Consider the following 26047-nt stretch of genomic DNA (forward strand, 5'->3'; position numbering starts at 1 on the left):
AGAAAGGAATATTAAAGCGGTTTAGGGAAACGTTAGTGCGAGTGGTGATTGGAGTTGCCGCCAGCGTCCATGACGCTGCCGCTGGCACTGACGTTGCCGGAGATACTGACATCACCGCTGAGGCTGGCACCGCCGGAACCGGACATCCCGCTCTCGTAGGTGAGTTGTCCTTGCACCAGTAGCTTGCCCGTCACCGTCGTTTCTGGCGCATTAATAGTGACACGCTGAGCGTTAACTACCACGTCAGTCCCGCTGCTAATCGCAATATGCTGCACGCCGCCGTTGATCGTTAACGTATGCGTTCGACGATCGTATTCAATATGTGCGCCGTCAGCGAACGTTACCGCCCTTTTGTCCTTATTTGCCAGTATTGGCACATCAACGGCGGAGTAAATCGCCCCCAGTACCAGGCCATCTTCGCCGTTGCCGTCCAGCAGAACTTCGACCTGCTCGCCAATATCCGGCAACCAATAATCCTTATTATTCTGCGTATTCCGCTGTAATACCGGCAGCCAAGCCGTACGTAGATTGTCACACTCAGGTAAACGAACACGCACCATGACGCGAGCCTCATCCACCGCGCTTATCGTGCCAATTCGACGAGATAAACTCATGGCAACACCTCCTTTTTACTCTTGACTGTCCGTGTTGTCTGGCTGCCATCCGGGTGGTATGTCACCAGCGTTTTTCCGCTATCCGACTTTCGCTTGCCCGCCGTAATCGGCCCGCGAATCAGCCCAATATCCGTGGTGTAACCACTGCCACGTTCCAGAACATGGCGAGCCGATTCGATCAACCAATGGCCAGAAAGTTGGCCGAACGACACCAGCTCAACTTTATTCCCCGCCGCCAACTGCGGGCTGCCCATCAATGTCATCGACCCCTTTTGTTGCTTTTCGTTGTGCGCATCCAATGCAGCATCCGTTTTCATCTTCGCTCCAGAAGCATCCGCCGCGCGCACGTTAACTTTCAATGTATCCGCACTGGTCTCAGCACCAGCAGACTTCATTTCGTTGTTCACGCCACCATTCGCTTCACAAACCACCAGTTTCTTTTCACTCCCTTTCTGATATTTCGTCTTAGCATTTTTATAGACGTGGCTGATCGTGTCGCTCAATGAAAAACGCGCGACGTCCGTTGGCTTAATTTGTCGAACAGACGCCTGATTACGCAGCGTTGCCAGATGGGAAAAAATCAGCTGGTCGCTGACCACTTTCACGACATAGCCATATTCACTGGCGAGCCGCTTTAGAAAAGCGACATCGGTTTCCGCATATTGCGTAACGCGATCGATCTTGATGATCTGAATCATCCCCACGAGCATCAACTGATGCTTTTTCGCGATGCGCGTCGCAATGGCAGCTAACGTCGTATCTTCAAAACCGCAGTTTGATTTGGTTCGCAACGCACGATTGACCGATGTCGCGACGCCGCGAATCATCACTTCGCTAGGCGGTGCGCTAACCTCAATTTCATCAATCGAGAAAGTACCGCAGTCAAACAGCATTTCACCGAGATAGCCTAGCTTGAGCGATAATGTATCGCCCGTACCGGGATACCACTTATCCATCCAGCGGCCATCGGTATCATCGAGCCTGACCTCGATCGAATCCGATTCATTCTTGATGCTATCGCTATACGTCACGCTGGTGACATACGGTGCGATATCATTGGTGATGTCTTTTTGCTGATACCACAGGGTGAACGCCGGTTGCAGTACTTCCGACACGGCGGGAGAGATCAGATTGAATTCTTCCGTTAACGCAGCCATGGTGGGGTGTCCTCCGCTTTACTGGCCTCAGCCTGTGCAATAATCGGAATCAGCACCACAATACCCGATGGCAACAGCGGCACAATGGGGACATGCGGGTTAGCGGCAATAATACGTGGGTAGCCAAGCGGATCGCCGTAATACCGATAGGACAAGGTATCCCACCGTTCACCCTGTGTGGTGATATGTTCAAGGTGCATATTGTTTAACCCTCTTCACGATTTCCGCAGTCAGTTTGCTTAGCGCAGGTTCAGCGCCTTTAAATGTGTCGCTCGCGGCATCAACATGTTTGCTGATGGCCTCCAGCTTCTCGATAACATTTTTGCTGTCGACGCCCTGCAACAAGTTGGCAACTTGCTTGACCTGTTTCAGCATTTCATTCGCCGCGTTATTAACCGCTGTCATTTCAGGCATCATCTTCTCTGCCTGAACCGCCGCATCAGAAATGGCCTCCGCCGCTTTTTTAAACGCCGGTTCCACCTCACTTAACGGGGTCAATACATTTCCGACTTGCGTTAGCAGCCCAGGAATTTGCAACAACGCGGTTTCGGGATTTTTCTTCATCCGTTTCACAATCTGTACGGTGGTTTTCACCGCCTTAAAGGCAGACTGCGCCTTCTTGGCATACGTGACGGCCGTGCGTAGCGAGGTCGCAAAATCGCTCACTTTCTCGACCGCCTTAGTGATTGCACTGACGTTGGGAACAGGCGTTTGTATCGCCGATGGCTTGAGCGGATTCTTCGGATCGCCAATATATTCTCGCAGCGTAAGCTCGGCATTCATTGCCAACACGTTGCCTTTCGCGTCGGTATGCTGGCTGGTCGAGGTCAGTGCCGTAATCACAAACCAGCCGCGATAATCCCCATTACCGAAGACCAACGCCATCGCCTGATGCGCCCGCATCGCCTCAGTCAACCGCTTCAACTCCACATCCGGCGTGCAGTACTGTTTGTGAAACACCAGGCTAATGCGAATCTCGTCCAGCTTCGCACCGATGAACTGCAGACCGGGTTTACCCTCAATGCGGCCATGCTCGGCATAATCTGCCCCGAATGACGTATTAAAGCCGTCCCAGTAGGCGGTCACTTTAAATTCAATATTTCCTAATACCGCAAACATCAGGCGTACCCCCTGCGCTCACGCTGAGCGAGCAGCTTGTTCAACATATTTTCCAGTTCATTCATGCTAAGCGTCAGCGTCTTCGTCATTTCAGGCGTTGGCGCAGCCTTCTGGCCGTTAAGATAAATGGTGGGTGAGAAAGCAACCTGAACACGCTCGGAAGGGGCTGCGGTGACTAACTTACCTTTCGCCCCACCGACAGTTGGTGTCAGTGCAACACGCTGTTGCGGCGTTGGCATTGTGGCCTCAGCCTTAGGTGATTCAACACGCGGTGTCGGCGGTAGTGACAATGCAGATACCGAGGTAGGTTTTAGAACTTGCGGAGCTACAGTACTGGCAGCCACAGATTGACCGCTAGCGTCGATAGACACGGTTTTCGAACCGATGCCCAGAAAATCTTTAACGCTATCGGGAATCAATTCGTCGATCGTTTTCAGGACGTTTTTTAGCTCAGGGAAAGCACTCGTCAGGCCATTGACTAATGCGTCGATAATCACGCCACCGAGGGCACTTAAACTGCCGGGAAGTTGAATGCCCAACTCGCTGACGGTATCGGCGAAAATGGAATACAGCACGCCGAATGGTGACCAATTGAGCAGTAAAGCGGTAATACCGACAACGCCGCCGGATACCGCATTATTGAGCACTTCCCATCCTGCATTAAAAACCTGACTGACTTGTGACCAGAGGTTTTTAAAGAATGCACTAATCGGTTCCCAATATCGGTAAATCAGATAAGCGGCTCCCGCGATTGCCGTTATTGCCAAGCCAATCGGATTCATCAGCAGCATACGGCCTAGAAACAATACTGCTCGACCCGCCATCATCAAGCCGCTACGTAACACACCGCCAAGCATGCGTGCTAATGTTCCGGCTCCGCCAACCAGCCAGTTCAATGCCGCGCCAAGCCCCTGCAAAAATCCCGTTGTTCTTAGCCCTGCGGAAAATAGTTGCCAGCCCGTCTTAATCTGTAAAATACCGTCCTTGAATGCCTGAAACGAAGATAACAGCGTGCGAATCCCCTGCCTCGCGCCACTCACCGCTTTCCCGAACATAAAGAAACTCGCAACGGTCACCACAATGCCGCGAACCAGTTCAGGGTTCTCGGCTGTCCAGGTCACCAACTGCTCCAAAATGGGGATCAACGCATCACTCAGGGAAACCAATACCGGCACCAGCGCTTCACCCACGTTGAGCGCAATATTCAGCAATGACGTTGTCATTTTCTGCCAGCGCCCAGTCAATGTGTCGTTTTTTTGGGCAAAATCGATATTCAACGTTTGGGTTGCGGCGGGGCTGTTCATCACCTGCTGGTTAGATTGATAGCTCGCCCAGTTTTGTTTCATCGACAGCGCATGATTGACGGCTTCTGGCGTGCGGAACACCTCCTGCAATCCATAACGCTGCATTAAATTTTGCTGCGCCCCCACATTTCCCGTATTGCTGGCCATCTCCCACTGTTTCCTGAATTGGCTACCCTTACTGTCGATAAGCTCAGTACCAATCAGAACCGAAGCGTCGTACTGTGAATACCCACCTTTCATATAGCTTTTTAGTGACGCGTTATAATCTACGCCCGCGTTGTAGTAGCTGTCAGCAATGTCGGTTCGTCCTACCGAATTCATGAAACTCCCCAGTCGGGCAGCCGTATTCGCTTCTGTATCCGCGCCTTTTGTCGCGCTCAGGCTGGCAACCAACTGGCTCAACGCCTGATTACCCGTCGCCCCCATCGTCATAAATCCTGGAGCCAGCTCGGTTGCATATTGCGTCATCGATGCCATAGAGAAACCCTGCTTGGTGCCCGCCAGCATGCGGGAGAAGGATTCCTCCAGTGCCTTCGCACCTTTCAGGTTAAACGCGTCATCAAGCGTGGTCGCGAGCGCGGTAAGATCGGGCAACGCCGTACCGGATGCCGTTGAGATTTTCCCCAACACTGCCGCAACATCCGTTGCCTGCTGCTGCGACATCCCGTTATCAAGCAGTTGTCCGGCACTGCTGAGCAACGCATCCGGCGTTTGGTTCACCTGTTGAGAATATTGACGCAGGCGCTGCCCCATCTCTTTTTCTTGCTCGCTCGACATCCCATGTGCAACTCTGATATCACGCAATTGCGCCTCAAATGACGCATAGCGTGTGACCGACGCCACAATAGGTGCCATCACTGAACCAAATGTCTCCTTTATTTCCTGGAAGCTTTCGATGCGCTCGGCATGGCTCTCACGTAGCGTTTCCTGACGTGACTGACTGCTCGCCAGCCGCTCCTGATTGATTTCCAGTTCAAGCCGCGACTGATTTAATTGGGATACGGTTTGTGTGCAAACAGCACCGAAACGCTCCAGCGACTGATTAAACTGCCGCTGCCGCTCCTGCGCTTGTTTGAGGCTATCGCTAAGTGACTGCAGCGATTTTTTTGTGTCATCCAGCGTGGCTCCAAACGCCCTGCCCAGCATGACACCGTTTAAAAGCATATCCACGGTTCACTCTCATTCAGAAAAGCCCCTTGTGGGGCGGATCGGAGACGGCGGCTTGCGCCGCTCCAGTTTGGTTTCCCCATCACAAACAGGGAGTAAAACGAGGAAAAGGACGGGTGATAAGCGGGATAAGAAGACAGGTGGTGAGGGAGAAAATGACCAGCGTCCTTATCGCTGGCCGGGTTAGGGTGGATGGTGGACTCATTAATCCTGTCAGTAATCAGTCTTCCTCACCGTTCTCACGTTTTATCTGTTCGCTGGCTTCATCCAGCCAGCGTTCAAAGTCGTCCAGTTCCAGCGCATCAATCTCACTCGGCTGAAAGCGAAACCACCTCGCCAGCAGGGCCTGTGCTTTCCACAGCAGCGCCGGCTGCGTTATCCAACCCAAGTAACTGCTGAAATCGTTTTTGCAGCACCATGTAGTCCTGCGCGTCCATCTCATCGATGTCTTCCGGCACCAGACCGGTCATGCGCGACAGCAGCGCGTCATCCCAGTTGCTTGGGTCATCGCTGATTTTTTTCACCGCTTTGATGTCTTTGACTTTCAGACGCTTGAGCGAAATGGATTCCACGCGTTGACCGGCAGAGGTGGTGTAAGGGAATTGCAGAGAATAGGTTTCAGTGTGCATAACGGCTCCTTAGTAAATGTCGGAAGCAGTATCGCGTGCGGCGAGGAATAACGATTTTAAAGTGAATTAGGAAACGAAACTGCCGGGTGTAAAAAAGGGGCCGAAGCCCCTTTCATTACGATAACGTGAACATAGGTAATTAACGTCGCAACTCTTCTTCTGCAAAGAAGCGAACAAAACAGTCGCTCAGTGGATAAGAGGTATCTGTCAGAAAGAACCCCGCGGCCTTCTGGTTATCATCTAAAAATGAACCATCGCTCTGATCAACCTGACCAGAGATCAATCGAGCCACAGATGACGAGTCTGATCCAGCTCGGCCAGAATACGGCAGAGAAATACTGGCTTCTTCTGCTGCATCCAAAATGTAAACATCTTCACGGCACTGGAAATGAATATTATTTTCCAAGTCGATAATATCAAATACTTTTGCTGACATAGTCACCTCACTGATTGATAGAAACGCCCGCCCCACAGGCGGATTTGAAAGACAAATTAACCGCCGATATTGGTACGATAGCTGTTCAGTTGATCCACACCGCCCACCATGAAGATGTTGGACATATAATCCAGCTCCAGCAGATCTTCATTGTTCATCACCTGCTTGATGTAGGTGCAGTTGAACGCGCTGCTAAAATCTGGGTTTTCGTGCTGTTTGAACGTGCCCAGCGGATTTTTTTTGAACATGATGGTCATGTACGTCACCAGCGGCACTTCTTCGATACGGCCTTGAGAGCCGTAGCGTTCCACGCTGGAACGGCACTGCAACGCCAATGATTGGTACGGGTTTGCCGCTGCCAGCATCGCTTCGCGGTAGAAGGAGTTCCATTTGATCTCGCCTTCCAATTTATCGAAACCCGCAGGCAATTCGATCTTGCCGACCATCCCCAGCGCTTTGTGCTCCTGCATGATCATGGAGACATCCGGCAGTTTGATTTCCTGCGCACGCCCCAGCAGGTTGGTGCCGTTGATGTAGATATTGGCGTTGGTAATACGGTTTACTTCAATTTTCCCGGCCATCAGTTAGTGCCCTCCAGCGTTACCAGGTATTCCGAGGTGATCTCCGTCTCAAAGGTCAGACGCTCAAGCGGCGGCGGCGGAGTGAATTTGTAGTTAAGCAACAGGTGCCCTGCCGCCAGTTCGGTTTGCTCGTTACGCGCAGCATCGAACCAGCATTTGAAGCCCAGCAATGCGCCGTCACCGATCAGCTTGCGACCGTAGGCGTTGACGGATTCCACCAGAGCGTCGATCAGCGCCTGATTGATCGGCATGTCGATATACTGCTGACTGAAATAACGGATGGATTCGTTAATCACATCGCCAGTACGACGCACGTTTTCGAAGTTCTTCATGTGCGTCACGGTTGGCCAGGCAGCGGTGCGATTGCCCCACAGGCGCAGGCCGGAACCATAGCTGTTGAAAATGGTGCTGATGCCCTGCTCGTTCAGCAGGTTCACTTCACTCTGTGGATCGTCAATCATCGCGGACAACTGGCGCTCTACGCCGGTGATCCCTTTGATTTCCTGATTGGATGACGACCACCAGAAACCTTTTTCCAGATCGACTTTGGCACGCAGACCCGCAGCACGCGCCGACAGCGGCTCCAGACGTTCACTGTTGGTTTCCGCGTCGTACACTTTTACATGCGGATAGCACAGACGAGCACGTTCAGAACTGGTGTTGAAGTTGATCGTGCCTTCCGGGCCACGGCCGCTCAGCGCCTGCGCAAACGTGGTGCCGATTGGCGCATCGATATAGGCAATCGCGCCCAGTTTATCGGCCAGCGAGATCAGCTCGGTCGTTACACTATTTTGCGTACAGAACACCGGTGAAATCAGAATCTTGGCAAAGAAGCCGTACAGGTTGTAGGTATCGTTCAGCAGCTTCATACCGGTGCGTTTGCCCGCGGCATTGATGCTGCCGATGATGTCGGCGGCAGTCACTTTCGTGACATCAGCAAAGTCATAAGACGCGCTAACTACGGCAGCAACATCAATATTTTTACCCAGATTTTTCAGGACGCCGGTTTGCGCATCCAGCGTATAGTCCTGACCTTCGATAAACGGCTGACCGCCTTCTGCCGCTGTCAGCACCAGCTTGGCAACCACACGGTTTACCAGTTGTGCCGTACCAGTCGCTTTGTCAAACGTGACTTTTTCTGCGCTCACAGACGATTTGTGTTTCGCCGGATCCAGCACGTTGATGACCAGAACCGTACCCGCACCATGATCGTAAATCGCATCCAGCGCCTGCGGGATGGTATAGCCGCCGAACTGGCTACCAAACTGTGCTGCGTCTTTTTCGGACAGGCACAGCGTAATGTCATTTACCGCACCCTGCGGCGCCGTACCAATCAGCCCAATCACCGCAGATTTGACGGTTTTCACCGGACGAGCACCGGTTTCAACTTCAATTGTTTCTACACCATGTAAATAATTAGCGGCCAAGGGTCACCTCCGTTGCGCTATCAGCCAGAATCTGATCCGCGACAGGCAGCAAATAGCCCAGCGCGACCAGCGTTTTCACGTACTCATGATCTGCCGGCAGTTCAGTCACCTGAGCGGGCCAAAGCAGAATTTCCTGACCATCTGCCAGCGTGACGCCGCTGGCGGGGCCGGTGTAGCGGTATTTCATGCGTCTTTCTCCTCATAATTAACCGTGGTAAGCAGCGGACCATCCGTCTGCTCGCGGTCTTCGATAAAAAGGGTTTCTGTGGTGCAATCGATGGCGTAATGCCAGCGTCCTTCGGTGTGACCAACGTAACGGTCACGTACTAGCCGAATACCGCGATGACAGTCAGGCAGTCGGTATCCTCCCAGCGCCTGACGGACGGTATCGAGTGTGGCCAGTACGCCGTCTTCGCCATCCAGCTCCGGTAACAGCACGGCAACCATCAGTTGTGGTCGTTGCGTCTGAACCGGAGAATCCACATCTTCCGGTGCGGAAAATTCGGAACCGCGATACCCCACCAGCACATCGCCAACAGTCAGAAGGTCTGGCCCGATCAGAATGTTTTCTGGACAGGACGCAATCCGCCGTGCCGGTAAGTGCTGTTGGAGGCGGGCTATCACCGCATCGATAATTGGTCTGGTATTCATATCCGTTCACCCGCTGTGTTGATGGCACACTGTTTTGGTGGCGCATCGTGTTGATGGCGTTAGTATCCGGATAAGGGTTGGCTGCGGCTTTTAATCTGTTTTAGAAAAAATAGCGAAGTGATTTATTTGAGAAAAAACGACTAATACACTGAATAATAAAAATTATTTCGATAAAAAAACGCCAGCACAACCGTGCTGGCGTAAAGGAATATGACAATATCGATAACGTGCAAAGACAGAAAAGAAACCAATGCAATGGGATTACCGATCCCAATATTTTTCCGGCCGGGCGATGCCAACCATACAGTCAACCGCATATTCCACGACATCTATACCAAGGCGGGTAAGATTCGCCAACCAGACGCCACCTACCTCTTTGGTCAATACGGCCATCTTGCGATCGGCCAGATAATCCAGTGCATGACGCAGCTCCGGCTCTGAAGCATCGGCATACAGCCGCTGCATCAGCGCTAGCAGGAACATTTCATTCGCGGTGTAAGGCCGCGTTTTATTTAATGCGATGAGCAAGTGCCAACGCATCGATTCCTGTCGGATACGCTGCGTATCAGCCATGATTGCCTCCCGAATACCGCTGCTGCACCAATTCCAGCTTGTTATAAAGCGCATCCAGTTTGGCTTCGATGACCGTCTGACCACGGATGTAATCCTCACGTCTTACATAAACCAGTGGTAAATCGGCGCGGAATTCCAGAAATTCACGCTCCAGCCGCGTCCATCCCTGCTCGCTCTTCTGGCGAGCATTCTCCAGGGCGGCGAAACGCTCGTTCAGCCGCTTTTCAATCTGCGTGAGCAAAATCCGACCAGCGGCAAACAGGAAGCTCATAAACGACAACAACAGGCCGACCAACGACCAGAATTCCACTTCAATCTTCACGTGTTACCTCCCCTGCCTGTTGTAACGTTTCGATGTAATCCAGCAGCGCGTTAACCTGCGCACTCAGCGCTTGATAGCGCTCTCCGTTGTCGCTGATGTTGGCGAGAATATCGCGCTGGGAGACACCTGAACGTTGTAATTCGGCGTCAGCGGTTGCGCTGGCACCGGACGCTGCGCCAGTGCGGCGGGCAGCGGCGGTAGCGTCTGAGGTACTGTCGGTGGACAGACCGAAAGCGGCGTTGTAGTGCTGCACGAAGCCACGAGTAAACACGCACTGCACAGGCTGAACTTTGCCTTTTTCGTCAATGTATTGCTGAGTAACATGGTCAATTTTCCGTTGTAGAGCGGCGTTATCCGCCGACAGTTTTTGACGCGCTGCGACATAGCGCTGTTCGAGTTGATTCCCACGCTCTACCTGTTGCTGGTATTGCTCCGCCGCCGCACGTAATAGCTGGTTCTGGGTTTCAGCCTGCTGCTGCTGTAGCAAGTTGAATGCCGCCTGCTGTTTCGCCAGCGCGGCATCCCCCAGTGCCTGCGCCAGTTGATAACCCTGATTACGACCGGTCAGATAGACCGCGAGTAGCAACACCACGACAAGCAGGACGGCGACCATACGTGGCGAAAGAAAGGATTTCAGACTATTGATAAACAGACTATTCCACACAGCTCGCCCTCCCCCAGCTCAAATACCGTGGCGCCAACTGATGCAAAATACGATCGGGATAATGGCGGTTTTCACGCCAGTTGGCGGCACTGCGTCCGGCATTGACGGTTTCCACATGATCGAACCAGCGGAGTATGTCCTTCTCAGCGATCTTCGCGCGTTGCTTATCACGCTGTAACCAGCCAAGCCCGCCGTTGTAGGACGACAAGGTCATCGCCATACGTTCGCAGTCGTTGCTGGCGCTGATTCGTGTCCACAGCCAGCGATCGTAGCCCGTCAGAGCACGGATAGCCCAGGCAGGATTAAACGGTTGATTAGCGCGAAGTTCAGGAACGATACCGCTAAACCAGTCGGCGGTGGTCGGCATAAACTGCGCCAGCCCTTGTGCACCGACGGGTGAAACGGCTCGAGGATTCCAACCGCTTTCCTGATGCAACTGCGCCGCAAAGTCAGCAATCGGGGCATTCATACCCCAATCCAATCGTGCACTGCGTATCACATCACTGCGATACGCCTGCGCAGCACGAGGGATCGTGTCGGCGCAGACCGTAGCGCTAAAAAGCAGCGGGCTAAGAAACAGCGTGATGAGAAGGTGTCGCATATCACAGCCCCATCGCTACGCCGATGCAAACGGCTGACACAATCAGCGCACGTCGTAACATCGCGGCGGCAAATACGGTGTGGTGGCCGTCCCGAACCGGGAAACGTCCACGCGGTACAGATTCATCACCTTGTTCGAGGAACAGACCGGGACGCGCTTTAGGAAACAGCGAGCGATCCAGCCAATAGCCTAATACCGCAGCGAGTGAAATAAGCGAGAGCTTATAGACGGTGACGGGAAGCTGTTGCGGTGAAATCAGCCCGATAACAGCAAAGAGAAAAGCGGATGTCACAATCCAGCCGGTAAGACGCGGTTTTTTGATTTTTTTCACGATAAAGCCTCCTGATAAGAATGGAGGCCATTATGCAAAATGCAGGGGTTTGATGATTTTAAAGGAGTTTAAGTATTACTAAGACGCAAGATCCCACAGAATTGAACCATTTCTATTCGTCATCTCTTTCTAGTCTTCATCCTTCACATTGCCCATACATGGGCTTCCTGCTGATAAAAATCATAACCGATTATCCGTATATGATTTTTATCATCTGTTTTAGTTTCTGCTGATCTTGTTGTTGGCTAATGACGTTGTTGCTGGCTGAAACCAGGCTGCCAGTTCCAGAATATCTTTCTCGTTCAGCGTACCTGCGGTATAGCGCAGTAATAGCCACGCCTGAAGCCAGCTGTATTTCGCTTCCGCCAGCTCTCGTCGAGCGTTATACCAATCCTGCTCGGCCAGCAAAATATCCAGATTGATACGTTCTCCGCCTGCGACACTCAACCGTGTGGCATTAACGGCTTCTTGGGCAGATGAGGCCGTCATTTGCCAAGCCTTAATTTTCGCCGATCCGTTATTGTACAGGTTGTAGTACTTTTTCAATTCCGCCAGCGTTTTCTTGGTTTGGTCGTCCAGCTCCGCCTGACTTTGCTGATATTCCGCCGCGGCCTGCCGCATCGATGCCGAGACGGAGCCACCAGAGTAAAGCGGGACATTCAGTTGCAAACCGACGCTCTGCGTGTCGTATTTCTGGTTGTAGTTGTATTCACTTTCCGAACGACTATTGCGCGACGATGCCACCAGCGACAGCGTAGGTAAATGCCCAGCACGGCTGCGTTCGATTTCATAGCGGCTGACCGCCAGCCCCTCGCGCTGAGTGGCCAGTTTGGCATTGTGCTGCACGGCAAGATCGCGCCACTGCGCCAGCGTCTGCTTACCTGATTCCGCTGATGGCAGTTGGGTAAGCGCCATAGGATACAGCGTCGTGATATCCAGCACCGTCCCCGTCATATTTTCCAGATCGGTGATCGCTGCATCCAGATTGTCCTGTTGCTCAATCCGTTGCGCTTCGATCAGCGTAAAACGCGCCTCCGTTTCCCGCACATCCGTTAGTGTGCCTTCACCCGCCAGCAGCAGGCGTTTATTCAGCGCCAGCTGTTCCTGATACGCACGCTGCTGCGCATCCAGCAATTGCAGCTTTTCCTGCGCCAGCAGCGCATTACTCCAAGCTTGATATAATCGCACCATCAAATCCTGACTGCGATCGCGAAAACGCTGATCGGCCATCAGCGTGCGGGCAACGCCCTGCTGATAACGCGCCCAAGCCGCATAGTCCAGCAGCGGCTGGCGCAGCGACAGCGTTGACGTGTAGCTGTCATAATCGCGTTTTAATGTGTTACCCGTGAAGCTATCCGTTTGGGTGACTTTGGAATGGCTATGGTTAGCGTTATAGCCATACTGGAGATTGGGAAGCAGATTGGCACGCCCGATCGTCTCCTCTTCCTGACCCGCGGCATGCTCAAACCCCGCCGCGCGAAACTGCGCGTCATTACGCAGCGCCAATTCCCATGCATCAAGCAGCCCTAATGCGTTGGCCCCTGAAGAAAGCAGCCCAAACAGCACGATTATCGCGATCCTTTGCATGATTATTCTTCCGTTAATGCCAGATGCAGGCGATCCATTAAAGGCTTAAAGAGATAATTGACGAACGACCGCTCTCCGGTACGAACAAACCCTTGCACCGGCATACCGGGCTTGACTTCCAGCCCCTCCAGCGCACGTTTCCCTGCCTCATCCACCTGAACGCGCAGGCTGTAATAAGGTGAACCGTCCCGCTCATCCAGCAGACGGTCGGCGGACAGTAGTTCGACCGTTCCCGCCACGCGTGGCGTCGTACTTTGATTAAACGCGACGAACTGAAGTTCAACGGGTAATCCCGGCCAGACTTTATCCACCAGCTCAACGGGAAGACGCGCATCCACGAATAAAGGCTGATCGTCCGGTACGATCTCCAGAAGCGTCTGACCCGGCGCAATCACTCCGCCTTCCGTAAACACTTTCAGCCCGACCACCGTGCCGGAAACCGGGGCGCGCATCTGGATATTCGCCAGATTGAAATCAGCTTTTTCCTTCTTGCTGCCCACATCGCTCAGCAGCGCCCGCACGTCCGCCAGCTCGCTGTTCACTTCTTTGTCGTATTCCTGCTGGCGCTGGGCGATCAGCAGCGTTTGTTGTTCAATATCACGACGGGTACGGTTAATATCCCCCGCCAGCTGGGCGATATCGCCGTTAAGCTGCGCCAGCAGACGTTCGTTCTCCAGCATTTTGTTGCGCGGGACATAGTTTTCCGCCGCCAGTGAACGCAGCCCTTGCAGCTGTTGTTCCAGCGTCTCCCGCTGCTTCTGCTTACTGGTCATTACCTGACGCTGGGCGCTGAGTGACGCCTCCATCCCCGCGATGCTCGAGCGCATTCCTTCGGCTTCAAGCTTGAGCGACTGCTGACGACTGTGCAGTAAATCGCGCTGTAATGCCGTAATCACGCGCATCTCCGATTTTTCCGCTAGCGGTTGCAGGCGAGGCGTCATCACCATGTCACTCAGGCGCTGCTGCTCAGCAAGCAGCCGACCTTCCCGCGCGACCAGTTGTAAATACTGACCATCCAGCCCTTCACTCGCCGAACGCGCATCGACTTCATTTAGCGTGAGCAGAATCTGACCAGCCTCGACCCTGTCGCCATCTTTCACCTGGATTTTATCGACAATACCGCCCTGATTGTGCTGCACAACCTTCCGGTTGCCGGAAATCACGACGCTACCATTCACCATGACGCCCTTATCCAACGGTGCAAACAGTGCCCACAGAAGAAAACCGCCGAACCCAGCGAGCACCAGCAACCATCCCAGACGCACAGCACGTTTTTCATCGCGTCGCGCCGTCTGGTTCATACTCTCTTCACTTATTTCTGATGCGGACATGTCTTTCCCTGTATTCGTCATTCCCTGTTACGGCTGGACCGCGGCAGCAGGTGTCATTTGTGCTTGATTGGCGGCACGACGCGGCTGCAATTCGTTCAGAATGTCGCGCGCTGGCCCAAAGCGCTGTTGTTTACCCTGATTGAGCACCAGAATTTTATGCGCCAGCGTGGTTAATGCGGGACGATGCGTAATCAGTACCACCGTCGCTCCCCGCTTCTGAAGATGCGAGATCGCCTGCGCCAATGCCATTTCACCTTCGTTATCGAGGCTGGAGTTCGGTTCATCGAGTACCAGCAGGCAGGGATCGCCATACACCGCACGCGCCAGAGCAATACGCTGCCGCTGTCCGCCCGACAGCCCGTTGCCGTTAGCGCCAAGAGGCGTGTCATATCCCTGCGGCTGGCTAAGAATCATTTCGTGGACGCCAGCCAGCTTCGCCGCTGCGACAATTTTTTCCGCGTCATGCTCGCCAAAGCGGGAAATATTCTCCGCCAGCGTGCCTTTAAAGAGCTGCACATCCTGTGGTAGATAGCCCATTGCTGGGCCAAATGCCGTTTTATCTACCTGACTAAGATCGGCCCCATCCAGTCGAACCTTGCCACGCGTCGGTGTTTGCGTCGCAACCAGCAGACGTGCCAGCGTAGATTTACCTGAACCCGATGCGCCCAGAATCGCCAGCGTTTCTCCCGCCTGAAGCGAGAAATGAATATCCTGTAATCGTGATGCCCCTTGCGGCGTCTGCAATAACACATTCTCGACGCTCAGTTGGCCAACCGGCGCAGGCAGCGCCATCGCCTCCGCCTTGGGCGGATATGCCGTCATGATACGGCTGAGTCGATACCAGGCCTGCCGCGCGCTGCTCAGCGGTTTCCAAATACCGATAAACTGATCGATAGGGCTCAATACGCGCCCGACAAGAATCGATCCCGCAATCATCATCCCTGGTGTGATTTCGCCCTTAATCGCTAACATGGCCCCCACGCCAAGCATCAGCGATTGCAGAAAAATACGCGCATGTTTTGATGCAGCCCCGACAACCGCTGCCCGCTCACTTGCCAGATTTTGCAGCGTAATAAAACGGTAGTGTTGCCCCAGCCAACGGCGGCGCAAATTAGGCAGCATCCCCATCGATTCAATGACTTCGGCATTACGCAGTTGGGTATCTGCAAGATGGGTAGCCTGTAGCGCTTCATGGTTTGCCTCTTCCAAAGGCGACGTGGTGAGATACTGATTCAGCCATGCCAGCAGCACCAGCACCACAGTTCCTCCCAGAGCCAGAAGGCCGAGCACGGGATGGATCAGGAACAGCACTAATAAAAAGAAGGGAAACCAGGGAATATCGAAGAAGGCAAACAGCGAGTTGCCCGTAATAAACTGCCGCAATAACGTGAGATCATTCAGCGCCTGACCGGCTTTGGCCTCACCCGCTTCCAGATTGCGCTCAAATGCGGCGTTGAAAACCTGTTGATTCAGCTGTAGGTCGATACGGGTGCCGAGTCTCACGACCACCAGACTTCGCACCCATTCGAGTGCCGCCATGAATATCCCCAGACCGGCAATCAACAGGGTGAGCATCAGCAACGTGGTGCCATTTCCCGAAGCCAGTACGCGATCGTAAACCTGAAGCATATAAATCGAAGGCGACAGCATCAGTAGATTAACGATGGCGCTGAAAATCCCAATGCTCCAAAAGCTGCGCCGGAAAGGACGCAGTATACTCAACAACGAACGTTCCTTATTTGCTAGTTGACTCACTGCGTTTGCCTCTCCTGTCAGGGCTGTTTATGCAACGTACGTGCACTGCCATCAGGCAATATCAGCGTATAGCCCTCTTTTTCCTTGCTAAAGAACGCCACGGACTGACCCTGCTCTTTCGTCAGCGTGATACCGTCCGGCGTCGGCCGCCATCCGGCGGGCACATCCGGCAGCAGCGCTTTTAAACACGCTGCATCACCCTCAAGACGCCAGGTATTCTCCACTAACGACGTATTGTACAGAACCACTTCGCACTGCTGTTCCCCGCCACGCAATTGCCATACGCCGCTTAGTTCACTTGCTGAAGGCAATTTCAGACTACTTGCCATACATCCTCCGCTTATTGCACTTAACAACGCCGCGATGATTAACTTTTTCATAGTGGCCCCTAGTCGATAACAGAAAAGGACGGGGAAACCCCGTCCTTCATTTATTTACACGATAAAATCAGTTTCTATGGATGGGCGACCGACGATCTCTATCAGGAAATCCGTGGTGCTCTGGCCCTCAAAATGCACCCACAGGTTGCTGATATTACTACTCGCGTCCCAGTCAAGGATTGCTTCTGTGCCACGGCCGCTAAAAGAACCTTCAACAAAATGAAAATCACCTTTAGTATTCAGTGCAGACAGATCGATTTTGTCGATACCGCGCTCAAAGTCAGTAATCGTATCGTACCCGAGCTTCAATGAAGAATCGCTCGCTTTGGTGTAGACGAAAGTATCGCTGCCAGCCCCCCCCGTCAACGTATCGGCACCTGCACCACCTTGCAAACTATTATCCGCGCTGTTGCCGATAATAATATCGTTGCCAGAGCCGCCAATCGCGTTTTCAATTGTGACGCCATGAGCAATAGACACGTTACCTTTCAGGCCGCCAACATCAGAAAAACGACCTTCATTCAGATCGATAGTCTGATTGTCTCTGTAACCAGAGAAATCAAACGTATCGTTACCGCCGGCATCCCAGACGGAGAAGATCAGTTTCTGGCTATTGCTGTTGGTGGTATAGAAATCACGACCGGTGTTGGAGTTGAAACCATAAACCGTATTGCCGGTACGCGTGTCCATATTTGCGCCGTACAGCTGTTGGATCGCCGTGATGTCGTCAATCAACGGACCAGCAGCATAGTGCCCCTTGAAGTCACCACCAGTATTGCGCTCACTCCAGTAGCTCATCAGGCTATATTGACGTGTATCTTCCGCATAAGTCACATCGTTGTAGGTCGGGTTACCTTCACCCGCATTGTAATCACCAGGGTGATTCAGCCCCAGCGCATGGCCGATTTCATGTGTCAGCGTCTGCTTGCCATACTCCGTCGTTGGGTCACGCACCGTGTCAGCGTTGTAGTTATACCAAGTCGAGCCCGCTGCCGAGTACTTACCCGGCATATAAGCGTAAGCCTGAGTATCGTAGTCCATTCGACCGCTTGAATCACGCGTATAGTTACCAAACGTGATGGTAGCTTTTTCGGTAGGGCTAATCGGAGTAAACGTAATGTTGGCAACATCTGACCACGATTGCAGAGACAGCTTAGCTTGTTTTTCCTGGGCTGCGCTGAATTTCACAAAGCCCTGATCGCCAGAAGGGATAGACCGCACGTTCTGCAAGAACGAATAGGTCAGATTAGCGGATTTACCGAATACGTCCGTACCATTCCACGTCAGACCGTCGCGAACAATTTGCCCGCCAGCCTCTTCACTGGTGAAAGAAGGTTTACCCGACAAAACGACATCACCACCACGAACATGGTTATAAAACAGTGGAGCCACATCGTTCAATCCCGTACCAGTCGCATCCAATGCGGATGTTACCGTGTCTTCATCTTGTAAATCTCGTAAAGCCATCTTTTCTTCTCCATAAGTCTGATCGGGATGATCAGAATCCTAAATCCCTTCATGCAATCGAGGTATTGCATGTACCGCACATAGCCGCGGTCTAATCCTCTCCTGGGTAGACAAAGCTCACTAAAAATATTTATATCCAAAAAACGCATATAAATAAAAATTATCTCTATAAGGAAATAATTAAAAAATAACGCCAATTACTTTCGTTATTATCAAATGATAAAGTCACGGTGACTAATTTTTATTATTGGTATGGACAGCAAGAGAAACGGATGCCAGACAGCATTCGTTTTTGAAAAGGAAGGAAATTTTATTCACTGCGTTAATTTTCATCATGGTACCTGTCCCTGGTTGATAAAAACCGCACTGCGTAATGACACATTTTATCATACGTATTAACGGCATCCTTGCTGTTCCGAGACAAATCTAACAAATAAGAATAAAAAAATATAGCGCTAAATAGGGACTAATTACCCCTTTATTCTGCAAACGAATATATAGGAATTTGCTATGGCATATCCCGCTGCTCAATCGGGAAAACGGGCAGCGCCGCCAGCAGCTGTGCGCCATAGCCTTTGGTCAGCAAACGACGATCGTAAATGACGATTTCACCAAAGCAGTCATGGCTACGAATAAGGCGTCCAACCTGTTGGATGAGGTTAAACGAGGCGCTGGGCAAACTTTGTACGATAAACGGATGCCGTTTGAGGCTTTTTAACCATTCGCCTTCCGTCAGGATCACCGGGCTGTCGATAGGCGGAAACGCGATTTTATGGATATGCACCTGAGAAAGGAGATCCCCTTTCAGATCCAACCCTTCCGCAAAGGACTGTAAGCCAATCAACACGCTGGTCTGGCCTTCCTGTACGCGCTGACGATGTAGCTCGACCAGCCTGTAGCGCGGCTTATCTCCCTGGACCAGCAGCATCAGGCGTAAATCGGTAACCTGCGTCAGAAAGAGCTGCATCGCACGCTGGCTGGCAAACAGCATCAGCATCCCTTTATGCTTATTCTGCTTTAGCTCCGCGCGGAAAAATTGAGCCATTTCAGCAATATGCTGCGCTTCAGATTCCATCAGCGGTTCATAACGCATTTTGGGAATCACCAGACGCCCCTGCTCACGGTGGTTGAACGGTGAGTCCAGCGCGATAAAGGAGTCCCCCTCCTGCTCGCTCAGACCAGAAAGCTCCTGTATACGCGCAAAACTGTTCAACGAGCGCAGCGTTGCCGAGGTCATCACGACGTGCGACACCTTCCCCCACAGTAGCCTTTCAAGCTGATCGCAGACGCGAATCCCCGCACAGTGCAGGTGAAGATGCGGCTGGTTATCGCGCATTTCCCGCGTGATCCATTTGGAAACTGGCGCGTTCGACGATTTCTCCATCTCCGCCAGCCGCCACAGCTTGCTCATGGACTCAAGATAACCCTGTTGGCGACTCATTTTCAGCAGTGCCTGATAGACCCGCACCACGTCATGCTTGCCGGTTTTCTCGCTGAGATCGTTAAGCATATACTCTGCCAGCGCACGCAACGTGTCGGTTAGCTTGAACAACCGCACGCAGAGTTCACGCATTTCATCCGGCATTTTGCCCATCGCAAAACGGTACTCGGTTTCCTGCCTGTCATGCGGGAGAAACAGCCCGCACATTTGTGAGAAAGACAGCACGCACTCACGGATCTCCTCACAATGACTGGTTAACCGTTCGCTGTTAGCGAGTCGCGGTGGCGATTTAGGGGCAAACTGCGCCATGCACTGGCCGACAAGCTGCACCAGCTGTTCCAGTTGCGCCATCATATAAGCTGGATGAATATCGCCAGACATCTCCAGCGTATCGCGGGCAACATCGGGAATGTGGTGCCCTTCGTCGAGCACCAGCAGGAGATTTTTAGGGGGAGGAAGTACCGATTCGCTTTCCATCGCCGCCATCACCAGCGCATGGTTGGTGACGACAACATCGGCCTGTTCGATCTCACGCCGTGCGATAAAGAACGGGCACTCGCGGTAGTAATGGCAGTTGTGCGCAAGACAGTTCACTTTGTCCGTACACAATTTCTGCCACAGGCTATCGTCAATTGAATCCTGATAATGATCGCGCAGCCCATCCCAGGCGTGACCTTGCAGCGCTTTTTCAAGCCGCACACAGGTACGTTTTTCCTCCTTGCTGGCGGACATCAGTTCATCATCCAGAAAGAGTGGTAAATCCCCCTGCGCATCGGGATCGGTTGCCAACATCGCCAGATTACGTGGGCAAATATAACGACGACGGCCAAATGCAGCGGTGAATTTCAGTTCGGGAATAAACTTCTGCAACAGTGGCAAATCTTTGCTGTAAATCTGATCCTGCAACGCCACATTCGCGGTGCTGATCACCAGCGTTTTGTCCTCCGCACGCCCTACCGCAATACCCGGAATCAGGTAAGAAAGCGTTTTCCCGACGCCGGTTGGCGCTTCAATAGCCAAATGGCGCGGGTAATCACCCGCTAGCGTTTTCGCCACTTCGGCAATCATCTGTCGCTGGGGAACGCGGGAAATAAAATCTGGGATTTGCTCTTGCAGGGCCTTATACCATTGACCAATCTGCAATTTTATTGCGGGGGACAGCGTCATGCATACTCTATATCTGTGTAATCTGATCGCCATTGTCCCACAGACGCCCGGCGACGTCAGCCGATATCACGTTCGCGACAATTCCGACCTCGACAATCGTCTGTCCAGCGATTAGGGTTAAGCCCCATATTTGTCACGAGCGGTAAATTATGTCTTCAGCCCACACAATTAACCAATCGTACTGGTTTTCGCCACAATTACCGCATGTCGAAAGCCGCAGCACGCGCAACAGCAGCCACGCCTATAAAACACACAGCCATGCGCAATTCTCGATTGGCGCGATAGAACACGGCGAAACGCTTTGCCATTACCGCAATGAAATGCATCACTTGCAGGTTGGCGATCTGATCTTCATCGATCCTCAACAGCCGCACAGCTGTAACCCGCTGCCCGGAAAAACACGCAGTTATCACATGCTTTATCTGGATACCAAATGGTGTCTCGATCAGATAGCAGCTCACTGTGGTTATCAGGCGGAGACCTTGCATTGCAACCGCGTTGTTCTGCGCGATCCCGCGCTGTTTATACGTTATCAACACGTGGTTGCCCTGCTGTATCGAGGAGACATTGCGTCGGCAGATCATCACCTCAAAGCGATGCTGGAACCGATTTGGCGGCAATATTGCCTGCCTGCGCCGTCCTGTTTGCCCGCCTTACCCCATCATGCTTCGCAAACCACGACGCGACACGTACGCGAGCGTCTGTTGAATAATTTGCAAGAATCGCCCTCGCTGGAAACACTGGCGGAAGAGCTGAACCTGCGGCGTGAAACCATCGTGCGACAGTTTCGTCACGATACTGGCATTACACCGATGGCCTTCCTGAATAATGCTCGTATTGAGTATGCTAAATCGCTACTGAAACAGGGCACGCCATTGGTTGATGCCAGCTATCAAAGCGGCTTCTGCGATCAAAGCCATTTCCACAAAACGTTTGTGCAATACACCGCCGCGACACCGGGTCAGTACGCACGATCAATATTTGACAATAAATAGCCGAACACCTTGTCTAGACTGACCTCGATTACTTATCGAGGTCAGAAATAGCATGTTCATCAATACCCTTTTTTCCACCGATTCTCTCTTTCCCACCCACTTTCCTGCTCTGGCGCTGGCGCATTTTGTGGCGCTACTGAGCCCAGGCCCAGACTTCTTTCTGCTGACGGCCTACGCCATTCGCTACCGACTGCGCGGTAGTGCGGGAATTTGTCTGGGCATCGCGCTGGGCAACGGCATTTACATTCTGCTGGCGGTGATAGGCTGGGCAGGTATTCAACATTCGCCCACGTTATTCACCCTCATCGAGTTAGGCGGTGCCGCTTATCTGCTCTGGGTTGGCTATCAGTTAGTGAAAAGTCGTTCTGTGCTATCGCTACAGGCAGAACAGCAGTCCGACCGTTGCCCGACGCTGCGTAAACAAATCCTATTGGGGCTCGGTTCAGCACTGTTGAACCCCAAGAATATGCTGTTCTACATCAGTCTGATGACCAGTATCCTTGGGCAAGATGTGACACCTACGCAGCAATTCGTCAGCGGTAGCTGGATGTTTTCTGTCGTTCTGGTGTGGGATCTGCTGATCGCCGCGCTGATCGCTCGCCCGCTGATTCAGCAGCGTTTAACCCGCTGGCTTAACCCGATTGAGCGCGGAGCCGGCGTCATCCTGATGTCTTTCGGCCTGCTGTTGTTATTTCGATAATTGTTATTGCGGTAATTACTATTTCGGCAATGAAGGGCATTTAAAAAGCAAGGTGCGTTTCGACCTTGTTTCATGGGCGGAAGGCTTTATAATTCGGGGCAATTAACAAAAGGATAACCTGATGACTCTTCAAAAAATCGGTATTATCGGTCTCTTTGCCCTGCTTGCCTTAGGTGGCATTTCCGGCATGATGCTGGTGGGTTACATTATTATCGTGCACTCGGGCTGAGGCTTTCGGCCCGCAGCGCTCCCCCTATCTTACAGCACAAATTTACGGTAAGAATGCACGAACAGTGCCGCACGGAAACGCGGCAATTAACGCGGTTATTTAGGCTAACGTGGTTGTTCGGGCTAGCGTGACTTTTTAACTAATGCGACTGTTTTGACGCATGCGATTGCTCAGACTGAAACGTCTGCCAGTACTCAGGAATACGCGCGAAGGTCAATTGGAACCAAGCCGTAAACTGGTCGGGCGTCGCCACCATCTGCTGGGCAATCTCGTCTATCGACTGGTATGCATAGTTCGACACTTCATCGGGATTCATCTGCGGCACATCGTCCGTCACGCCAAAATACACATGCCCCAGTTCATGCTCAATCAGCCCGTTATCCAGCGGCAAACGATAGGTCAGTGTGAACATCGGCGTCAGCGCACAGCGTAGCCCCATTTCTTCATACAAGCGGCGATGTGCTGCCCGCAACGTCTCTTCACCGGGCGCAGGGTGGCTACAGCAGGTATTACTCCATAAACCGCCGCTGTGATATTTCCCCTCTGCGCGCTGCTGCAATAACAACTGCTGGCGAGAGTTGAAAACATAGACGGTAATCGCACGATGTAATGCTCCTTTTACATGCGCTTCCTGCTTTTCCATTACGCCCGTTGGCCTGTCATTTTCATCAACCAGCACCACTTCAGTCAACGGCATACTTTTCTCCTGCAATCCCTGATTCTCCGACGATTACACTGTATTACGATCAGTAAAATTCGTCTCGCCGCCGACGTTTTCGACGGCAAGACAAACATCATTATAGCAAGGTAAAGCTATCGCTTTTCACACGCTGCGAATCCAGACCAATCATCACGTCGAATTTACCGGGTTCCACCACCTGCTGCATGCGGGCATTGTAGAACTTCAGCGCTTCCTGATCGAGCGTGAAGGTGACCGTGCGGGATTCTCCCGGCTGTAGCATCACTTTCTCAAAGCCGCGCAGCTCTTTCAGCGGACGGCTGATGGAAGCCACCACATCATGGAGATACAGCTGTACGACCGTTTCCCCTGCGCGGTTGCCGGTGTTTTTCACCGTGACGCTGGCGTTGATCGTCCCGTTACGCTTCATCGTCTGGCTGGATAAACGCACGTCTGACACGCTGAAGGTGGTGTAGCTCAGGCCGTAACCGAACGGATAGAGCGGCCCATTAGCTTCATCGTAGTAGTGAGAGGTATATTTGCCTGGATTTTCCGGCGTGTAAGGACGACCTGATGGCAGGTGATTGTAATAAATCGGGATCTGACCGACGGAGCGTGGGAAGGACATCGGCAGTTTGCCAGATGGGTTATAGTCGCCAAACAGCACATCGGCGATCGCATTGCCGCCTTCCGTGCCGCTGAACCAGGTTTCCAGTAACGCATCGGCCTGCTGATCTTCACGCACCAACGCCAGAGGACGTCCGTTCATCAGCACCAGAACCAGCGGTTTACCCGTGGCTTTCAGCGCCGTAATCAGATCGCGCTGACCTTGCGGCAGGTCGATGTTCGAACGGCTGGATGCTTCATGCGCCATCCCGGCCGCTTCACCAACAACGGCGACCACCACATCCGCCTTCTTCGCTGCAGCTACGGCTTCATCGATCATCACCTGCGGAGGACGTTTATCTACCTGAACGGCATCTTCATACTGATTCAGGAAATCAATAATCCCTTTGTGATTACTGACGTTGGCACCTTTGGCATAGAGAATGGTGGCTTTATCGCCGACGGCATTCTTCAGGCCCTGATAAACGGTAATCGTCTGTTTCGTGACGCCTGCGGCAGACCAGCTACCCATCGTATCGCGCTGGCTGTCAGCCAATGGCCCCACCACGGCAATCGTGCCTTCTTTCTTCAACGGCAGCGTTTGCAGGCGATTTTTCAACAGCACCAGACTTTTACGCGCCACGTCACGTGCATCCAGACGGTGTAAGCGACTTTCCGCGTTAGTATCTACTGGATCGGAACCGATCGGCCCCAAGTGACGATAGGGATCTTCAAACAACCCCATATCGTATTTCACGTTCAGCACCTGACGGCTGGCATCGTCAATCTCCTGCATGCTCACCGCCCCGCTTTTCACCAACTCAGGCAGATAGCGCACGAAATACTCGTCGCTCATGCTCATGCCAATACCGGATTTAATCGCCAGACGCGATGCATCACGCGGATCGCTGGCCACGCCGTGCTTAATCAGCTCTTTAATCGCGCCGTGATCGGTAATGGTGATGCCTTTGAAATTCCACTGATCGCGCAGAACCTCTTTCAGCAACCAGCTGTTGGAGGTGGCTGGCGTACCGTTGATTGAGTTCAGTGCAACCATCACGCCGCTGCTGCCCGCGTCAATCGCCGCTTTGTAAGGCGGCATATAGTCCTGGAACATGCGCTGAGGGCTCATGTCCACGGTGTTATAATCGCGTCCACCTTCCACCGCACCGTAGAGCGCGTAGTGTTTTACGCTGGTCATCAGCGAGTGGCGTCCGGTTACGTTATCGCCCTGAAAGGATTTGACGACCACACCAGCAATTTTGCTGGTCAGCCAGGTATCTTCTCCGAAGCCCTCTGACACACGACCCCAGCGTGGATCGCGGGTGATATCCACCATCGGTGCCCAAGTCATGTTCAGACCGTCTTCCGTTGCTTCATACGCCGCTACGCGCGCACTTTTCGCAATCGCGTCCATATCCCAGCTAGAAGCCAGCCCCAGTGCGATAGGAAAAATAGTGCGCTGGCCGTGTACCACATCGTAGGCAAAAAACAGTGGAATCTTCAGGCGACTGAGCTGCATGACCTGATCTTGCATCGCACGAATATCCGAGCGGGTCACCGTATTAAAAATCGCGCCAACCTGGCCGTTTCTGATCATTTCCCGAATAGCTTCTTTCGGGTTATCCGTCCCGACGCTGATTAATCGGAGCTGGCCGATTTTCTCTTCCAGCGTCATTTTCTTCAGCAGATCCGTGACAAACGCATCACGTTGCTGATGTGAAGGCGATATTGAGGCTGGCGCAGACGTCAGCTCCTGCGCAAACGCCGGATTACAGGCAAGTCCAATTGCTATAGTCAGTGAAGTAAGCCATTTCATTCGTTATAAAGACCCAGTCAATCTAGGCGTCAGAGCGTCAGGTCAGAGCAAAGCGCTGAAGCACAAGACAGGTTGAAGATTCCGACGGTCACATCCCTTCTCTGACAAGGCAAAAAATACCTTCTCCTGCCTTAAGCGAATAAGGCTTCCCGATAGTGGTTGCTGCACCGACGCACTCAAATGCACAGCGCGTAATATAGTGCATTTATTGAGGTTTCATTTACTAAAAACTGCAAGAATAATGCTAAACGATACGCATAATTCACATTCCCTACCTTCCGTTTGCATCATCGTCCTGATAGCAATGCGCAAAAC

The 26047-nt window shown here is 52.6% G+C and carries 27 protein-coding genes; 2 read left to right on the plus strand and 25 right to left on the minus strand.

The features are described from left to right. Window positions 1-32: 32 nt before the first annotated feature. The 23 genes from K7X24_RS04505 to dinG form a co-directional block, all read right to left on the minus strand. Window positions 33-614 (minus strand): phage baseplate assembly protein V, encoded by a 582-nt coding sequence (locus K7X24_RS04505; RefSeq protein WP_224553243.1) that lies wholly within the window; start codon window positions 612-614, stop codon window positions 33-35. Continuing rightward, window positions 611-1771: a phage late control D family protein gene (locus K7X24_RS04510; protein ID WP_211024385.1), complete on the minus strand. Its 1161-nt coding sequence runs from the start codon at window positions 1769-1771 to the stop codon at window positions 611-613. The genes K7X24_RS04505 and K7X24_RS04510 overlap by 4 nt, the downstream gene beginning before the upstream one ends. Continuing rightward, window positions 1759-1971, minus strand: a complete 213-nt coding sequence (locus K7X24_RS04515; protein WP_039493503.1) for a tail protein X — start codon at window positions 1969-1971, stop codon at window positions 1759-1761. The genes K7X24_RS04510 and K7X24_RS04515 overlap by 13 nt, the downstream gene beginning before the upstream one ends. Beyond that, window positions 1961-2890, minus strand: a complete 930-nt coding sequence (locus K7X24_RS04520; protein ID WP_224553245.1) for a phage tail protein — start codon at window positions 2888-2890, stop codon at window positions 1961-1963. The genes K7X24_RS04515 and K7X24_RS04520 overlap by 11 nt, the downstream gene beginning before the upstream one ends. Next, entirely contained in the window at window positions 2890-5358 is a 2469-nt protein-coding gene (locus K7X24_RS04525; protein WP_224553359.1) for a phage tail tape measure protein, read from the minus strand. The genes K7X24_RS04520 and K7X24_RS04525 overlap by 1 nt, the downstream gene beginning before the upstream one ends. A gap of 223 nt (window positions 5359-5581) precedes the next feature. Then, window positions 5582-5725 (minus strand): GpE family phage tail protein, encoded by a 144-nt coding sequence (locus tag K7X24_RS22075; RefSeq protein WP_094431851.1) that lies wholly within the window; start codon window positions 5723-5725, stop codon window positions 5582-5584. Then, window positions 5670-5990, minus strand: a complete 321-nt coding sequence (locus tag K7X24_RS04530) for a phage tail assembly protein (protein ID WP_224553246.1) — start codon at window positions 5988-5990, stop codon at window positions 5670-5672. The genes K7X24_RS22075 and K7X24_RS04530 overlap by 56 nt, the downstream gene beginning before the upstream one ends. A 139-nt stretch (window positions 5991-6129) precedes the next feature. Beyond that, window positions 6130-6426, minus strand: a complete 297-nt coding sequence (locus K7X24_RS04535; protein WP_103160571.1) for a 2Fe-2S iron-sulfur cluster-binding protein — start codon at window positions 6424-6426, stop codon at window positions 6130-6132. 56 nt (window positions 6427-6482) lie between these two features. Beyond that, window positions 6483-7007, minus strand: a complete 525-nt coding sequence (locus K7X24_RS04540; RefSeq protein WP_224553248.1) for a phage major tail tube protein — start codon at window positions 7005-7007, stop codon at window positions 6483-6485. Beyond that, the gene (locus K7X24_RS04545; protein ID WP_103941279.1) at window positions 7007-8434 is read right to left on the minus strand and encodes a phage tail sheath subtilisin-like domain-containing protein; all 1428 of its coding nucleotides are present in this window, start codon (window positions 8432-8434) and stop codon (window positions 7007-7009) included. Before K7X24_RS04545 ends, K7X24_RS04540 begins: the two co-directional genes overlap by 1 nt. Next, entirely contained in the window at window positions 8424-8621 is a 198-nt protein-coding gene (locus K7X24_RS04550; protein ID WP_095699136.1) for a hypothetical protein, read from the minus strand. The genes K7X24_RS04545 and K7X24_RS04550 overlap by 11 nt, the downstream gene beginning before the upstream one ends. Continuing rightward, on the minus strand, window positions 8618-9085 hold the full coding sequence (locus tag K7X24_RS04555; RefSeq protein WP_103941277.1) for a Gp37 family protein: 468 nt from the start codon (window positions 9083-9085) through the stop codon (window positions 8618-8620). The genes K7X24_RS04550 and K7X24_RS04555 overlap by 4 nt, the downstream gene beginning before the upstream one ends. A gap of 261 nt (window positions 9086-9346) precedes the next feature. Continuing rightward, on the minus strand, window positions 9347-9658 hold the full coding sequence (locus K7X24_RS04560; RefSeq protein ID WP_103941275.1) for a hypothetical protein: 312 nt from the start codon (window positions 9656-9658) through the stop codon (window positions 9347-9349). Beyond that, the gene (locus tag K7X24_RS04565; protein WP_010294923.1) at window positions 9651-9980 is read right to left on the minus strand and encodes a hypothetical protein; all 330 of its coding nucleotides are present in this window, start codon (window positions 9978-9980) and stop codon (window positions 9651-9653) included. Before K7X24_RS04565 ends, K7X24_RS04560 begins: the two co-directional genes overlap by 8 nt. Next, window positions 9970-10644 carry a hypothetical protein gene (locus K7X24_RS04570; protein WP_224553249.1) on the minus strand — a complete coding sequence of 225 codons (675 nt, stop codon included), beginning with the start codon at window positions 10642-10644 and terminating at the stop codon, window positions 9970-9972. The genes K7X24_RS04565 and K7X24_RS04570 overlap by 11 nt, the downstream gene beginning before the upstream one ends. Next, window positions 10634-11245 (minus strand): transglycosylase SLT domain-containing protein, encoded by a 612-nt coding sequence (locus K7X24_RS04575; RefSeq protein ID WP_224553251.1) that lies wholly within the window; start codon window positions 11243-11245, stop codon window positions 10634-10636. The genes K7X24_RS04570 and K7X24_RS04575 overlap by 11 nt, the downstream gene beginning before the upstream one ends. 1 nt (window position 11246) lies before the next feature. Further along, entirely contained in the window at window positions 11247-11576 is a 330-nt protein-coding gene (locus K7X24_RS04580) for a putative holin (protein ID WP_210994540.1), read from the minus strand. 219 nt (window positions 11577-11795) lie between these two features. Then, window positions 11796-13163, minus strand: a complete 1368-nt coding sequence (locus tag K7X24_RS04585; RefSeq protein WP_224553254.1) for a TolC family outer membrane protein — start codon at window positions 13161-13163, stop codon at window positions 11796-11798. Window positions 13164-13165: 2 nt separating this feature from the next. Further along, the gene (locus tag K7X24_RS04590; protein ID WP_224553256.1) at window positions 13166-14494 is read right to left on the minus strand and encodes an HlyD family type I secretion periplasmic adaptor subunit; all 1329 of its coding nucleotides are present in this window, start codon (window positions 14492-14494) and stop codon (window positions 13166-13168) included. Between the two features lie 27 nt (window positions 14495-14521). Next, window positions 14522-16249: a type I secretion system permease/ATPase gene (locus K7X24_RS04595; protein ID WP_224553258.1), complete on the minus strand. Its 1728-nt coding sequence runs from the start codon at window positions 16247-16249 to the stop codon at window positions 14522-14524. A gap of 17 nt (window positions 16250-16266) precedes the next feature. After that, window positions 16267-16578: a protease inhibitor Inh/omp19 family protein gene (locus tag K7X24_RS04600; RefSeq protein ID WP_103182903.1), complete on the minus strand. Its 312-nt coding sequence runs from the start codon at window positions 16576-16578 to the stop codon at window positions 16267-16269. Window positions 16579-16683: 105 nt separating this feature from the next. After that, window positions 16684-18096, minus strand: coding sequence for a serralysin family metalloprotease (locus K7X24_RS04605; protein WP_224553263.1), 1413 nt, complete (start codon window positions 18094-18096; stop codon window positions 16684-16686). Window positions 18097-18604: 508 nt separating this feature from the next. Then, on the minus strand, window positions 18605-20704 hold the full coding sequence (dinG, locus tag K7X24_RS04610) for an ATP-dependent DNA helicase DinG (protein WP_224553265.1): 2100 nt from the start codon (window positions 20702-20704) through the stop codon (window positions 18605-18607). Window positions 20705-20853: 149 nt separating this feature from the next. Between dinG and K7X24_RS04615 the strand changes: the two genes are divergently transcribed. Both K7X24_RS04615 and K7X24_RS04620 read left to right on the plus strand, forming a co-directional pair. Further along, the gene (locus K7X24_RS04615) at window positions 20854-21699 is read left to right on the plus strand and encodes a helix-turn-helix domain-containing protein (protein ID WP_224553267.1); all 846 of its coding nucleotides are present in this window, start codon (window positions 20854-20856) and stop codon (window positions 21697-21699) included. Between the two features lie 52 nt (window positions 21700-21751). Then, the gene (locus tag K7X24_RS04620) at window positions 21752-22399 is read left to right on the plus strand and encodes a LysE family translocator (RefSeq protein ID WP_224553268.1); all 648 of its coding nucleotides are present in this window, start codon (window positions 21752-21754) and stop codon (window positions 22397-22399) included. 368 nt (window positions 22400-22767) lie between these two features. Here K7X24_RS04620 and idi read toward each other — a convergent pair whose 3' ends face one another. Together idi and bglX are read right to left on the minus strand one after the other, a co-directional pair. Next, window positions 22768-23325, minus strand: coding sequence for an isopentenyl-diphosphate Delta-isomerase (gene idi / locus K7X24_RS04630; protein ID WP_224553269.1), 558 nt, complete (start codon window positions 23323-23325; stop codon window positions 22768-22770). Window positions 23326-23425: 100 nt separating this feature from the next. After that, window positions 23426-25732 carry a beta-glucosidase BglX gene (gene bglX, locus K7X24_RS04635; RefSeq protein WP_224553271.1) on the minus strand — a complete coding sequence of 769 codons (2307 nt, stop codon included), beginning with the start codon at window positions 25730-25732 and terminating at the stop codon, window positions 23426-23428. Between the last annotated feature and the right edge of the window lie 315 nt (window positions 25733-26047).

This window comes from Pectobacterium versatile (assembly GCF_020166435.1).
Classification (GTDB): domain Bacteria; phylum Pseudomonadota; class Gammaproteobacteria; order Enterobacterales; family Enterobacteriaceae; genus Pectobacterium; species Pectobacterium versatile.

Bases quoted from the DNA above. Each gene is read 5' to 3' on its own strand.
- K7X24_RS04505 (WP_224553243.1), bottom strand. From the start codon at position 614: ATGAGTTTATCTCGTCGAATTGGCACGATAAGCGCGGTGGATGAGGCT.
- K7X24_RS04510 (WP_211024385.1), bottom strand. From the start codon at position 1,771: ATGGCTGCGTTAACGGAAGAATTCAATCTGATCTCTCCCGCCGTGTCG.
- K7X24_RS04515 (WP_039493503.1), bottom strand. From the start codon at position 1,971: ATGCACCTTGAACATATCACCACACAGGGTGAACGGTGGGATACCTTG.
- K7X24_RS04520 (WP_224553245.1), bottom strand. From the start codon at position 2,890: ATGTTTGCGGTATTAGGAAATATTGAATTTAAAGTGACCGCCTACTGG.
- K7X24_RS04525 (WP_224553359.1), bottom strand. From the start codon at position 5,358: ATGCTTTTAAACGGTGTCATGCTGGGCAGGGCGTTTGGAGCCACGCTG.
- K7X24_RS04530 (WP_224553246.1), bottom strand. From the start codon at position 5,990: ATGCACACTGAAACCTATTCTCTGCAATTCCCTTACACCACCTCTGCC.
- K7X24_RS04535 (WP_103160571.1), bottom strand. From the start codon at position 6,426: ATGTCAGCAAAAGTATTTGATATTATCGACTTGGAAAATAATATTCAT.
- K7X24_RS04540 (WP_224553248.1), bottom strand. From the start codon at position 7,007: ATGGCCGGGAAAATTGAAGTAAACCGTATTACCAACGCCAATATCTAC.
- K7X24_RS04550 (WP_095699136.1), bottom strand. From the start codon at position 8,621: ATGAAATACCGCTACACCGGCCCCGCCAGCGGCGTCACGCTGGCAGAT.
- K7X24_RS04555 (WP_103941277.1), bottom strand. From the start codon at position 9,085: ATGAATACCAGACCAATTATCGATGCGGTGATAGCCCGCCTCCAACAG.
- K7X24_RS04560 (WP_103941275.1), bottom strand. From the start codon at position 9,658: ATGGCTGATACGCAGCGTATCCGACAGGAATCGATGCGTTGGCACTTG.
- K7X24_RS04575 (WP_224553251.1), bottom strand. From the start codon at position 11,245: ATGCGACACCTTCTCATCACGCTGTTTCTTAGCCCGCTGCTTTTTAGC.
- K7X24_RS04585 (WP_224553254.1), bottom strand. From the start codon at position 13,163: ATGCAAAGGATCGCGATAATCGTGCTGTTTGGGCTGCTTTCTTCAGGG.
- K7X24_RS04590 (WP_224553256.1), bottom strand. From the start codon at position 14,494: ATGTCCGCATCAGAAATAAGTGAAGAGAGTATGAACCAGACGGCGCGA.
- K7X24_RS04600 (WP_103182903.1), bottom strand. From the start codon at position 16,578: ATGGCAAGTAGTCTGAAATTGCCTTCAGCAAGTGAACTAAGCGGCGTA.
- K7X24_RS04605 (WP_224553263.1), bottom strand. From the start codon at position 18,096: ATGGCTTTACGAGATTTACAAGATGAAGACACGGTAACATCCGCATTG.
- dinG (WP_224553265.1), bottom strand. From the start codon at position 20,704: ATGACGCTGTCCCCCGCAATAAAATTGCAGATTGGTCAATGGTATAAG.
- K7X24_RS04615 (WP_224553267.1), top strand. From the start codon at position 20,854: ATGTCTTCAGCCCACACAATTAACCAATCGTACTGGTTTTCGCCACAA.
- K7X24_RS04620 (WP_224553268.1), top strand. From the start codon at position 21,752: ATGTTCATCAATACCCTTTTTTCCACCGATTCTCTCTTTCCCACCCAC.
- idi (WP_224553269.1), bottom strand. From the start codon at position 23,325: ATGCCGTTGACTGAAGTGGTGCTGGTTGATGAAAATGACAGGCCAACG.
- bglX (WP_224553271.1), bottom strand. From the start codon at position 25,732: ATGAAATGGCTTACTTCACTGACTATAGCAATTGGACTTGCCTGTAAT.